Genomic DNA, 12,815 nt, shown 5'->3' with positions numbered 1-12,815 from the left:
CCGCCACCCACGGGAGCCGCGTCTCCGATGAGGCCGTTCGCGAGCCGCAGGAGACGAGCTGCGATGGCTGCTCGCGCTCGCTGATCCTCGAGCTGCTGTTCCCAGCGACTGTAGGTTTTCGTCTGCCTGATCCGAATCATCGCGTTCGACCCTGCAGGACGGAACAACCCGGTATGGACAGTGAAGGAACACGGATCACATGCGCGAAGGGCGAGGCACCCGCCGGCGCCTCGCCCTCCCTGTCGCCGTCAGTACAGCCCGCCCGCCTGGGCCGCCCGGTCCGCGTCCGGCGGCACCGCCGCCGGGGCCGCCGGCTGGGCGCTCGGCGGGGCCGAGTAGCTGTCGGGCGGGGCGGTGCCGGGCTTGAAGGCCTCGAGCAGCCCGCCTTCCGAGCCGCCGGCGCGGGTGCCGGTGGCGGCGTTGACGCGGATCAGCTTGATGCCCGGGGGCACGCGGAACGGGGTCGGCGGCTTGTCCTTGAGGGCGGCCTTCAGGAAGTCGCGGGCGATCGGGGCGGCGAGCCCGCCGCCGGTGGCGCTGTCGCCGAGCGAGCGGGGCTTGTCGTAGCCGATATAGATGCCCACCGCGAGGTCCGGCGAGAAGCCGACGAACCAGGCGTCCTTGGAGTCATTGGTGGTGCCGGTCTTGCCGGCGAGCGGCTTGCCGATCTCCTTCAGGATCGTGGCGGTGCCGCGCTGGACCACGCCCTCCATGATCGAGACGATCTGGTAGGCGGTGAGCGGGTCGAGGACCTGCTCGGAATCGTCGACCAGCTTCGGCTCGTCCTGGCCCGACCACTTGTCGGCGTCGCAGCCGATGCACTTGCGGGTGTCGTGGCGGTAGATGGTCTCGCCGTTGCGGTCCTGGATCCGATCGATCAGGGTCGGGCGAATGCGCCGGCCGCCGTTGTCGAGCATCGAGTAGGCGGTGACCATCCGCATCACGGTGGTCTCGCCGGCGCCGAGCGACATCGGCAGGACGGGGAGCATGTCGTCGTAGACGCCGAAGCGGCGGGCGTACTCGGCGATCAGCGGCATGCCGACATCCTTGGCGAGCCGCACCGTCATCAGGTTCTTCGAGTGCTCGATGCCGTAGCGCAGGGTGTGAGCCCCTCCGCCGGCCTTGCCGCCGTAGTTCGTCGGGGTCCAGGCCTCCTGGCCGGGGCCCGCCTCGATGGTGATCGGGGTGTCGAGCACGAGCGAGGACGGGGTGTAGCCGTTGTCGAGGGCCGCCGAGTAGACGATCGGCTTGAACGACGAGCCGGGCTGGCGCATCGCCTGGGTGGCGCGGTTGAACTCGCTCTCGTCGTAGGAGAAGCCGCCGACCATCGCGTGGACGCGGCCCGTATAGGGATCCATCGCCACGATCGCGCCGGAGACCTCCGGGATCTGGCGCAGGCGGTAGGCGTTGCCCGCGCCCTCCATGCGCTCGACATAGACCACGTCGCCGGTGTTCAGCGCCGAGGCGACGCTGCGCCCGGTCCAGCGCACGCCCTCCGCCGAGATGATCCCGGTCTCGCGGTCCTTCGAGACCTGGCCCGAACTCTCGCGCTTGGGCTGCAGGCCGATCGTGGCGCGGCCGCCGGAGGTATCGAGCACCACGGCCAGGCGCCAGGGCTGCACGTCGCCGAGCGCCGGCACCTCGGCCACCGCCATGCCCCAGTCGCGGCCGGCGAGCTCGACGCGGCTCTTCGGGCCGCGCCAGCCGCGCGCCTGGTCGTAGCGGACGAGGCCGTCGACGAGCGCCTTGCGGGCCATCGTCTGCATCTTCGGGTCGAGGGTGGTGCGCACCGACAGGCCGCCCTCGTAGAGCTTCTTCTCGCCGTAGCGCTCGGAGATCTCGCGGCGGACCTCCTCGGCGAAGTAGTTCGCGTTGGCGGTGTTGGGCGAGATGGTGCGCGGGTTGACGCCGAGCGGCAGCTTGCGCTCGGACTCGGCCTCCTCCTTGGTGATGTACCCGTTCTGGGCCATCAGGCCGATGATCTCGTTGCGGCGCGCCAGCGCCTGCTGGGTGCGGCGATAGGGGTGGTAGTTGTTCGGGCCCTTGGGCAGGGCCGCGAGATAGGCCGCCTCGTGGATCGTCAGCTCGTGCACCGACTTGCCGAAATAGTCGAGCGCGGCGGCCGCGATGCCGTGCAGGTTGCGGCCCGGCACGATCGTGCCGAGGAAGATCTCGTTGAGGTAGAGCTCGAGGATCTTGTCCTTCGAGTAGGTCGACTCGATTCGCAAAGCGATCAGCGCCTCGCGGACCTTGCGGTCGAGGGTCTGCTCGGACGAGAGCAGGAAGTTCTTGGCGACCTGCTGGGTGATGGTCGAGGCGCCCTGCTTCTTGCCGCTGGACGCGTTGGTGACGATCGCCCGGACGATGCCCTCGGGGTCGATGCCGCCGTGCTTGTAGAAGTTCTTGTCCTCGGCCGACAGGAAGGCCGCGATGACGATCTTCGGCATCGCCTGGATCGGCAGGTAGAGCCGGCGCTCGCGGGCATATTCCGCGAGCAGGCTGCCGTCGGCCGCGTGGACGCGGGTCATCACCGGCGGCTCGTAATTGGCGAGCGCCGCGTGGTCCGGCAGGTCGCGCGAGTACTTCCAGAAGAAGTAGCCGCCTGCCGCGGCGCCGACGACGACCGCCATCGCGCCGATGCTGAACAGGAAGCCGAAGAAGCGGAGGATGAAGCGCATCGAAACCCGATCCGTCGATGATGCCGCGGCGGCCCTCTTGGCCGAGCGATCGCCCGAGGCCCGCAGCGGACGGCCACGCCTCGGTGCGGCTCCCCACCGGAACGCGACTCGCCATGACGACGCGCAGCCGCTCCCGCGATTAACGGAGGACGGGCGCGAAAGCCAGGACAGCGAGGGGCCGACAGGGCCCTATCGACACGGGATCTATGGTGAAACTGGGGCGGGTCCGTGCTCGGCGGCCCGGGTCATCCGCAGCCCGTCGCCGTTCAAGGCCGTCATCGCCTGCCCCGTCGGCGGAACGCGGCCGGCGAAGAACCGCTCGATCGCCCCGGCCATCTGCGCCGTCACTTTGGCGCGCCACTCGTCGGAGAGCAGCAGGTCGAGGTCGCGCTTGCTCGACAGGTAGCCGAGCTCGACCAGCACCGAGGGCACGTCGGGCGAGCGCAGCACCCGGAAGCCCGCCTCGCGGTGGGGCTTCACGCTCATCTCCATCACGCCGGAGAGGTTGGTGAGCAACCCTTGCGCGAACCGGGCCGAGAACCCGCGGGTCTCGCGCAGGGTGAGTTCCTGCAGGATGGTGGCGACGTCGCCCGGGCCGTCGCCCTGGTCGGCGCCGGCCGCCGCGTCGGCCTTGTTCTCGCGGTCGGCCAGCCGCGCCGATTCGGCGTCGGTCGCCTTCTCGGAGCCGGTATAGATCGTGGCGCCGCGCACCTGCGGGGCGGCCGAGATCGAATCGGCATGGATCGACACGAACAGGTCGGCGCGGGCGTCGCGGGCGATGCGCACCCGCTCGGCGAGCGGCACGAACACGTCGCGGTCGCGGGTCATCTGCACCCGGATCCGGCCGCCGGCCTCCAGGCGCTGGACCAGCCCCTGGGCGACCCCGAACACGATGTCCTTCTCGTAGACGCCGTTGCCCGCGATGGCGCCCGGATCGATGCCGCCATGGCCGGCATCGACGATGACGAGGGGCCGCGAATCGACCGGATCGCGGGTCGAGGGACCCTCGGCCCGGGCGGGCGCGGCCGGCTGGGCGGCGCGCCGGAACGCCTCGCGGTCGCTGCGGGCGAGATCGATGGTGAGCAGCGTCGCCCCGTCCCGCGGCCGGGTGGTGGTCGCGACCCGCGCCACGGTCGCGGCCTGGGCGAGATCGATGACGATGCGCGAGCGCCCGGGAGCGAACAGGCCGTAGCGGTAGGAGGCGACGAGGCCGTCGCGCTTGCGGCCCGCCTCCGCGGGCAACTGGAAGTTGACCTCCGGCAGGTCGACGATCGCCCGGTCGGGCCGCTCCATCACGAAGGCCCGGGCCTCGACCGGCCGGGACAGGACCACGGTCAGGCGGGTGCCCTCCGGAACCGCCGAGGTCTCGGCGCCGATCGCCACCGCGGGGCGGTCGGCGGCACGCTCGGAGGCCTGACGGTCGGGGCTCGAGCGCTCGGAATTCGGGCGCTCGACGGCCGGACGCTCCGGCGCGGACGGCGCCGCGAGGCCGGCGAACGGCGCGAGGAGGCCCACGGCCACCAGGGCGGCGCGGAGGGGCAGGCGGATCGGACGTGCGCGTGTCGGCATGGTCTCGCGGCGACTTCAGGCGGCATCCCGGTTACGCGATAACCGCGCCATGGTTAACGCTTCGCAAAGCCGTCCGGATCGTCCGCCGCCCGCCTGTGGCCGGGCGGGTACAGCACGGCGGCCGGCGGGGCGGCGCGCGGGCGTCCGGGCACGCACGGGGGGTGGGCGTGCGAGACCGACGATCCGGGGATGATGCTCGTGATGATGCTTGCAAATTCGCCGCGACACTCTGTAATGGTATGGACCCCTGCCCGATGCCGCCGGCTCTCCGCCGCGGCCCGCGGGCCCGCCCGGACGCTCTCGCAGCGGCTTCGGCGTTGGCCGGCCGCCGGCAGATCGTCCGACGATCAGCGTGCCGGGCAGGTGTCGCGTGATCCGCGGCGGCGTTCCCGAACGTCGTCGCCCGTTTTCCAACGGCCGCGGGGCCTTCCAGGCCCGCGCGCCCTGATTCGAAAGGTCGGTGGGAGTATGCGTGGACGCACAGCCTCGGATTTCGAAGCTGCCGTCCCCGGCGCACGCGCTCCGCGTCGCGCCCGTCCGCGCCCCCTGCCCCCGGCCATCGTCAACCCCTCGCGCGCGTGGATGCGCGCAGCGGCGATTGACGGCATCCCCCGCACGACATCATCCGCCGGGCCCGGAAGGGCACGGCACGGGAGAGCCCTCCCGGCGCAGGTTTCCGCGCCCGGGGCGGCACCGGACTACGGAGGCTCGTCCTCCCGCGCACGGCCCGGATCCCTGAGGTCACCCGCCCCAGGGTCCGTTCCCGGATGCCCCCGTCCAGCGGCACTGCCGTCGGTCGCCATGCCGAAAGTTCGTCATGGCCAACAAGATGCTCATCGATGCCGCCCACCCGGAAGAGACCCGGGTGGTGACGGTCAAGGGTTCCAAGGTCGAGGAATTCGACTTCGAGTCCGCTAGCCGCCGCCAGCTGCGGGGCAACATCTATCTCGCCAAGGTCACGCGGGTCGAGCCGTCGCTGCAGGCCGCCTTCGTCGAGTACGGGGGCAACCGCCACGGCTTCCTCGCCTTCAGCGAGATCCATCCCGACTACTACCAGATCCCGATCGCCGACCGGATGGCGCTCCTCGAGGAGGAGGCGCGGGCCGAGCGCGAGCTCGAGGAGCGCCCCGAGCGCCAGGAGCGCAGCGAGCGGCCGGACCGCAGCGAGCGGTCGGAGCGCGGCGACCAGCCGCGCCGCCGTCGGCGCCGTGGCCGCCGGGCCGAGGCCTCGTCGCGCCCGTCCGACGCCGTGGTGAGCGCCCCGGCGGAGGATCTGCACGAGACCGGCCAGGAGATCCGCCAGGAGGCCGATGTCGAGACGAGCGGCGCCGAGGCGACCGGCTGGCAGGACACGCACCCGCGCGAGACGCTCGCCCAGGGGACGTTCAGCGAAGGGACGTTCAGCGAAGGGACGCCCGGCCAGCCCGAGAGCGGCGAGCATCCGGCGCAGGCCGCCCACGAGGCTCCGGCCGAGGCCCAGGCCGGCGACGCCGTCGCGCAGGACAACCTGATCCAGGAGACCCAGGCCCAGGACGGCCAGGCTCACGAGAGCCCGGCCCAGGAGGCTCCGGCCCAGGAGACTCCTGCCCAGGAGACCTCTGCCGCGGCGCCCGCCGCCGAGCATCACCCCGTCGAGGCCGCCCCGCTGCAGGGCGAGGCCGGCGCCGAGACCCCGGCGGCGATCGCCGCCGCCGTGTCGGCGGAGCCCGCCCCCGTCGCGGACGCGACCGAGGCCGCTCCCGCCGCGTCCGAGCCCGTCGCGGCCGCGGGTCAGGCCGACCCCGCCGGCGAGAGCGACGACGCGGGCGTCCTGCCCCAGCCCGTCGCCGCTTCGCAGCCGGTCGAGGCGCCGCAGGCCGACGAGGACGCGTCCGACGACGAGGACGACGACCACGAGGATGATGGGGACGACGACGAGGACGAGGACGACGGGGAGGACGACGAGAACGAGGACGACGACCACGAGGAGCCGATCGTCGAGCAGGTCGGCGGCCGCGGCGACGCGCTCGCCGAGATCCCCGAGCGTCCCCGCACCCCGCGCCGGCACTACAAGATCCAGGAGGTGATCAAGCGCCGGCAGGTCATCCTGGTCCAGGTCGTCAAGGAGGAGCGCGGCACCAAGGGCGCGGCGCTTACCACCTACCTGTCGCTCGCCGGCCGTTACTCGGTGCTGATGCCGAACACCGGCCGGGGCGGCGGCATCTCGCGCAAGATCACCAGCGCGGCCGACCGCAAGCGCCTGAAGGAGATCGCCACCGACCTCGAGGTGCCCGAGGGGATGGGCGTCATCCTGCGCACGGCGGGTGCCTCGCGCACCAAGCCGGAGATCAAGCGCGACTTCGAGTACCTGATGCGGCTGTGGGAGAGCGTGCGCGAGCTGACGCTGTCGTCCGCCGCGCCGGCGCTCGTCTACGAGGAGGGTTCGCTGATCAAGCGCGCCATCCGCGACCTCTACAACAAGGACATCGACGAGGTTCTGGTCGCGGGCGAGGACGCCTACCGCGAGGCCAAGGACTTCATGCGGATGCTGATGCCGACGCAGTCGAAGGTGGTGAAGCCCTACCGCGACCCGTCGCCGATCTTCGCCCGCTTCGGGGTCGAGCAGCAGCTCGACGCGATGTTCTCCAACCACGTCTCCCTGCGCTCGGGCGGCTACCTCGTCATCAACCCGACCGAGGCCCTGGTCTCGATCGACGTGAACTCGGGGAGAGCCACCCGCGAGCACGACATCGAGGACACCGCGTTCAAGACGAACCTGGAGGCCGCCGAGGAGGTGGCGCGCCAGCTGCGCCTGCGCGACCTCGCCGGTCTCATCGTCATCGACTTCATCGACATGGAGGAGAAGCGGAACAACCGCGCCGTCGAGAAGAAGCTGAACGAGTGCCTGAAGAACGACCGCGCCCGCATCCAGGTCGGCCGGATCTCGCCCTTCGGCCTGCTTGAGATGTCGCGCCAGCGCATCCGCACCGGCGTGCTCGAATCCTCGTCGGTGCCCTGCCCGCATTGCGGCGGCTCGGGCTTCGTGCGGGCGACCGCCTCGGTGGCCCTGCTGATCCTGCGGGCGATCGAGGAAGCGCTGATCAAGTCGAACAGCCACAACCTGATCCTGCGCACCCGGACCGAGGTGGCGCTCTATATCCTCAACCAGAAGCGCGCCCACCTGCACGAACTCGAGGCGCGGTTCGGCGTCGCGATCATCATCGCGGCCGACGAGCGGCTGGCCGCCACCTCGGCCTTCCACCTCGAGCGCGGCGACATCGCCCAGCGGGTCGAACCGCGCCCCGTCAGCAGCATCCGGGCCGAGGCGGTGCTGCCGCCGCCGCTGGAGGAGGATGACGAGGACGAGGAGATCGTCGAGGAGGCCGAGGAGATCGCCGAGTCCGAGACCGACGGCGACGCCGAGGCGGAATCCGACGAGGAAGCCGGCGACGGCGCGCCGCGGGGCGAGGACGAGGGCGGGGGCAAGCGCCGCCGCCGCCGTCGCCGCCGGCGCGGCCGGGGCGAGCGCTCCGGGTCCGAGGACGGCGAGGCCGAGGGTCACGAGAGCGACGGCGACGAGGCCGGCGAGGCCCCGGGCGAGCACGCCGCCGAGGGCGAGGCGGTGTCGATTCCGATCACCGAGGACGGTGCGTCGGCTCCGCGCGCTGAGCGCGAGAGCCGCGAGGACGCCCTGAGCCGGCGCCGCCGGCGCGGGCGCCGCGGCGGCCGCGGTCGCGACCGCTTCGAGGAGACCGGCGGCACGATCGGCGACGAGGTGGTGGCCGGCGCGGAGCCCGGCGAGGCCGGGGGCAGCCTGGTGCAGGACGCCCTGGCCGAAGAGATCGTCGCCCTTGACGAGATCTCCGGCTCCGCGCCCGAGGCGGTCGGCCGCCCGGTCGAAACGCCGGACCTCCCGGCCGTCGAGCGCGAGGCCCTGACCGCCGAGGCGATCGAGGCTCCGGCCCCGGCCGGCGAGTCCGAGCCTGACCACCCGGCGGAGTCCGGGGCGGCCGAGCCGGCTCCCGAGACGCCGGTTACGGCGCCCGAGCCCGAGCCCGAGCCGGTAGCCGTCGTGCTCACCCCTCCGGCGGATCCGGACCGTCCGAAGCGGGCCGGCTGGTGGTCCCGCACCAAAGCGGCGATCGGCGGCGAGTGAGTGTCTGCGGGACGGCCGGACGGCGCCGTCCCGAGCAAGTCCCGAACCGTTCGACGCGGGCCGCGCTCCGAAGGGAGCGCGGCCCGTGCCGTTATGGGAGGGTGCCGTATGACAGACGGCCTAGAACGGATGACCGAGCTGCGCCGCATTTTATACAATTCGTCATCGGCATCTGGCCGCAACCATCGAGTGCAGATGCATCGTTGCAGGCCCACCCGGAACTCTCGATGATGTGGAAATCCTGAAACGACTGAGGGTCACTTCACACGCTAGACCAAGATCCACCGTGGCCGTTAACGGAAACGATACGGTGATCGGTGGAGATCGTGTCATCACTTCGTGGATTCTCGCCATGTTCCGTTCCCGCAACGCCCCCGCGCCCATTCCCGTCGAGACCCCCGACATGGTCGAGGAGCGCCTCGCCGGTCTCGTCGACAGGGCCGGGTCCGGGTCGGATCTGGGCCACGGGCGCCTCGCCCGCTCCCTCGGGCAGCTCGTCGGCCGGATGCAGGGCACCGCCGCCGCGGATCTGGGCAGCACGGCCCGTATCGCCGCGGAGGCCTCCGAAGCGGCGACCGTGCTCGGGTGGATGACGCACGACGCCAGCGAGATCGCCGGCCAGACCCGCGCCATGGCGGCGGCGGTCGAGGAGGTGGCGGCCTCCACCCGCGAGCTCTCCGGTCGCTCGCAGGCCAGCGCCGAGGTCGCCGAGCAGGCGAGCGGCGGCATCGCGGCCTGCGCGGCGGACATGCGCGAGGCGAGCCGCACCATGGCGGCGATCGAGACCCATGCCGAGCAGATCGAGCGGCGCCTGACCGGCTTCGAGAGCGCGGCCCTGCAGATCCAGGAGATGGCCGGGACGATCGAGGCGATCTCGAGCCAGACCAACCTCTTGGCGCTGAACGCCACGATCGAGGCGGCGCGGGCCGGCGAGGCCGGCCGCGGCTTCGCGGTCGTCGCGGCGGAGGTCAAGCAGCTCTCCGGCCAGACCGCGCGGGCGACCGAGCAGATCCGCGGCCGCCTGGCGGTGCTGCTGCAGGAACTTGCGGCGATCCAGGGCGCCGTGGCCGAGAGCCGGCATGCGGTGGCGAGCGGCACCGCCGCGGTGACCCGGGTCGAGGCCCGGGTGGTGCAGGAGGGCGACGCCGTCGCCCGCTCGGCGGAGGGAATCCGGGCGCTCGCCGAGGTGCTGGGCCAGCAGGAGGCGGCCACCGCCGAGATCTCGTCCGGCGTGCAGCAGGTCGCCGGCAAGGCGCAGAAGACCCGGGACGAGATCGACGGCCTGATGGCGATCCTCGTGCGGGCCGAGACGAAGGCCCAGGAGGTGCTCGACGCCGGGACGGCCCGCAGCCTGCCGGGATACCGCCTGCTGCGCATGCCCGCCGATGTGGGGATGTGGAAGCGCCGGCTCGCAGCGACCCTGGTCGGGCTCGGCCAGGCCTCGGCGGCGGTGCCGCCCTTCGCCTCCGGCGATGCCGCGGAACTCGGGATCGATCCCGCGCATCCGGCGGCGTCCCAGATCACCGCATCCTGCGCCGAGGCCCGCCGCCACGCCGCCGCCATGGTCGAGGCCCTGGCCGCGGGCGCCTGGGACAAGGCGATCCCGGCCTTCCAGGCCTTCGAGGCCGTCGCCAAGACCCTCGTGGCCGCCGCCGAGGGCGCGACGCGCCACTGAGCGGAGCGGGGTTCACAGCCGGGGAAGACTTCGGCGATCCTTGTCGGATCCGGGCCGCCTCGCCCGTCCCGTGACGGGAGGGATCAGCCGATGCTCTACGCCATCCTCTGCTACAAGGACGAGGACGTCGTCGCCGCCTGGAGCGCGGCGGACGATGCCGCCGTGATGGACCGGCTCGGCCGGGTCCACGCGCGGCTGGAGCGGGACGGCAAGCTCGGCCCGTCGCTGCGGCTCCTGCCGACGAGCACCGCCACGACCCTGCGCAAGGCGAGCGAGCCGCCGCTGGTGATCGACGGCCCCTTCGCCGAGACCAAGGAGCAGCTGCTCGGCTTCTACGTCGTCGACGTCGCCGACCTCGACGAGGCCTTGGAGATCGCCCGCGACCTCGCCGGCGCCAATCCGGGGGGCTCCTACGAGCTGCGCCCGGTCCTGCTCTACAATCCCGATCCGCGCCCGGGCCGGGGTGGGCCGAGGTGAACGACGCCTCGCCCGACGCCGCCTGGCTCGCCGCGTCCCTGGCGGCGGCGAGGCCGCGGGTCGTCGCCGCCCTGCTGCGGGTGTTTCGCGACCTCGACACCGCCGAGGAGGCGTTCCAGGAAGCGAGCCTGCGGGCGCTGCGCACCTGGCCCCGCACCGGACCGCCGCGGGACGTGGCGGCCTGGCTGATCCTGGTCGGGCGCAACGCCGCCCTCGACGGCCGGCGCCGCCTCGCCCGCCTGACCGCCCTGCCGCCGGACGACGCGCTCTCCGACCTCGACGACGCCGAGACGCCGCTGGCCGAGGCGATCGACGCCGAGGCCTATCGCGACGACATCCTGCGGCTCCTGTTCGTCTGCTGCCACCCGGACCTGCCGGCGACGCAGCAGATCGCCCTGGCGCTCCGCATCGTCTCGGGTCTCTCCGTCCCGCGCATCGCCCGTGCCTTCCTGGTCTCGGAGGCGGCGATGGAGCAGCGGATCACCCGCGCCAAGGCCCGCATCGCCAAGGGCCCGGTGCCCTACGGCGCGCCCGGGCCCGCCGAGCGGGCGGAGCGGCTGACTGCCGTCGCGGCGATGCTCTACCTCGTCTTCAACGCCGGCTACTCGGCCGCGACCGGCTCGGAGCGGGCGGCCCTGTGCGACGAGGCGATCCGCCTCGGCCGCCTGCTGCTGCGGCTGTTTCCGACCGACCCGGAGGCGATGGGTCTCCTCGCCCTGATGCTGCTCCAGCACGCCCGCTCGCCGGCCCGCTTCGACGCGAACAGTGAGATCGTCCTCCTGGAGGACCAGGATCGCGGCCTCTGGCGCGGGCCGATGATCGCCGAGGGGCTCGCCCTCGTCGACAAGGCGATGCGCCACCGTGCCCCCGGCCCCTATCAGGTCCAGGCCGCCATCACCGCCCTGCACGCCCGCGCCGCGCGACCGCCTGACACCGACTGGGCCGGGATCGAAGCGCTCTACGCGACGCTCGAACGGATGCAGCCCTCGCCGGTCGTGACCCTCAACCGCGCCGTCGCGACCGCCAAGGTCGCCGGGCCGGCGGCTGGGCTCGCCCTCGTCGAGCCCCTGGCCGGGCCGCTCCAGGGCTATTTCCACTTTCATGGCCTGCGCGGCGCCCTCCTGATGCAGCTCGGCCGCACCGCCGAGGCCAGGGAGGCGATGGGCCGGGCGATCGCGCTCGCCGGCACCCCGGCCGAGGCCGCGCATATCCGCCTGCAGCTCGACCGGCTGACCAGCGCGTGAAAAAAGTTCGGGCGGCGCTGTCGGGACCCGGCCGGGCCGCCCGTCCTTGAAGCGAGGCCGCGAGGCGGCCCGACCGGAGGAGAGGACCCGATGCGCGACGAGATCCCGGCCATGGCCCCCGTGAAGGGCGGCCTCGTCACCTACCTGATGCTCGACGGCGCCCTGAAGGCGGCGGAGTTCTACGCCCGTGCCTTCGGGGCGAAGATCGTCGCGGCGATGCCGGCCGATCCGCAGGGCCGGACGCCGCACGTCCACCTCCACGTCAACGGCTCGTCGCTGATGCTGAGCGACGCCTTTCCGGAGCATGGCTGCGGGCTCCAGGCGCCGCAGGCCTTCACGCTGACCCTGATGGTCGAGGACATCGACGCCCGCTACGCCCGCGCCGTCGAGGCGGGCGCCACCGCGGTGACGCCGCCGGCCGAGATGTTCTGGGGCGACCGCTACGGCCAAGTCCGCGATCCCTTCGGGGTGGTCTGGGCGATGAACCAGCAGAAACGCTGAACGCCGTTCCCAAGGACCGGGCAGCGCCGGTCCGCCTCCCCCATCCGACGCCGAGCCCTCCGATGACCGATCCGACCGGACGCGACCTCGTCCTCACCCGCCTGATCCCCGCCACGCCGGCCGCGCTCTACCGGGCCTGGACCGAGCCGGACCTCCTCGAGCGGTGGTTCGCCCCGCATCCCTTCACGGTCGCGCAGGCCGAAACCGATCCGCGTCCCGGCGGTGCGACCCGCATCGTCATGCGGAGCCCGGACGGCACCGACTTCACGAGCCGCGGCGTCTATCTCGAACTGGTCGAGAATACCCGCATCGTCTTCACCGACGCCTATACGGACGGCTGGGAACCGGCGACGAAGCCGTTCTTCACCGGCATCATCACCTTCACGCCGAAGGGCGAGGGCACCCGCTACACAGCCCTTGCCCGGCACTGGAATGCGGAGGACCGCGCCGCCCACGAGGCGATGGGCTTCCACGACGGATGGGGCCGCTGCGCCGACCAGCTCGCCGACCTCTGCGCCCGGCTCTGACGGGAGACG

General features: G+C 72.5%; 8 protein-coding genes. 6 read left to right on the top strand and 2 right to left on the bottom strand.

Annotation, left to right across the window (positions count from 1 at the left end; translation table 11 throughout):
• Positions 1-248: 248 nt before the first annotated feature.
• Together miv_RS03155 and miv_RS03150 are read right to left on the bottom strand one after the other, a co-directional pair.
• Positions 249-2,678: a penicillin-binding protein 1A gene (locus miv_RS03155; protein ID WP_207181385.1), complete on the bottom strand. Its 2,430-nt coding sequence runs from the start codon at positions 2,676-2,678 to the stop codon at positions 249-251.
• 204 nt (positions 2,679-2,882) lie between these two features.
• Complete coding sequence (locus miv_RS03150; protein ID WP_244748839.1) at positions 2,883-4,247, bottom strand: N-acetylmuramoyl-L-alanine amidase; 1,365 nt, start codon at positions 4,245-4,247, stop codon at positions 2,883-2,885.
• An 817-nt stretch (positions 4,248-5,064) separates the two neighbouring features.
• On the opposite strand from miv_RS03150, the gene miv_RS03145 reads away from it, so the two are divergent.
• From miv_RS03145 to miv_RS03120, 6 genes are all read left to right on the top strand, one after another.
• Positions 5,065-8,382 carry an Rne/Rng family ribonuclease gene (locus tag miv_RS03145; protein ID WP_207181383.1) on the top strand — a complete coding sequence of 1,106 codons (3,318 nt, stop codon included), beginning with the start codon at positions 5,065-5,067 and terminating at the stop codon, positions 8,380-8,382.
• Positions 8,383-8,734: 352 nt separating this feature from the next.
• A complete protein-coding gene (locus miv_RS03140; protein ID WP_207181382.1) occupies positions 8,735-10,057 on the top strand; it encodes a methyl-accepting chemotaxis protein in 1,323 nt (440 codons plus the stop codon).
• Positions 10,058-10,147: 90 nt separating this feature from the next.
• Positions 10,148-10,534 (top strand): YciI family protein, encoded by a 387-nt coding sequence (locus miv_RS03135; protein ID WP_207181381.1) that lies wholly within the window; start codon positions 10,148-10,150, stop codon positions 10,532-10,534.
• Positions 10,531-11,778 carry an RNA polymerase sigma factor gene (locus miv_RS03130; RefSeq protein WP_207181380.1) on the top strand — a complete coding sequence of 416 codons (1,248 nt, stop codon included), beginning with the start codon at positions 10,531-10,533 and terminating at the stop codon, positions 11,776-11,778. Before miv_RS03135 ends, miv_RS03130 begins: the two co-directional genes overlap by 4 nt.
• Positions 11,779-11,868: 90 nt before the next feature.
• The gene (locus miv_RS03125; protein WP_207181379.1) at positions 11,869-12,279 is read left to right on the top strand and encodes a VOC family protein; all 411 of its coding nucleotides are present in this window, start codon (positions 11,869-11,871) and stop codon (positions 12,277-12,279) included.
• Positions 12,280-12,341: 62 nt separating this feature from the next.
• Positions 12,342-12,806, top strand: coding sequence for an SRPBCC family protein (locus miv_RS03120; protein WP_207181378.1), 465 nt, complete (start codon positions 12,342-12,344; stop codon positions 12,804-12,806).
• Positions 12,807-12,815: the final 9 nt, after the last annotated feature.

It is taken from the genome of Methylobacterium indicum (assembly GCF_017347565.1).
In the GTDB taxonomy this organism is placed as follows: Bacteria; Pseudomonadota; Alphaproteobacteria; order Rhizobiales; family Beijerinckiaceae; genus Methylobacterium; species Methylobacterium indicum.
This window is presented reverse-complemented; position numbering and strand designations above follow the sequence as displayed.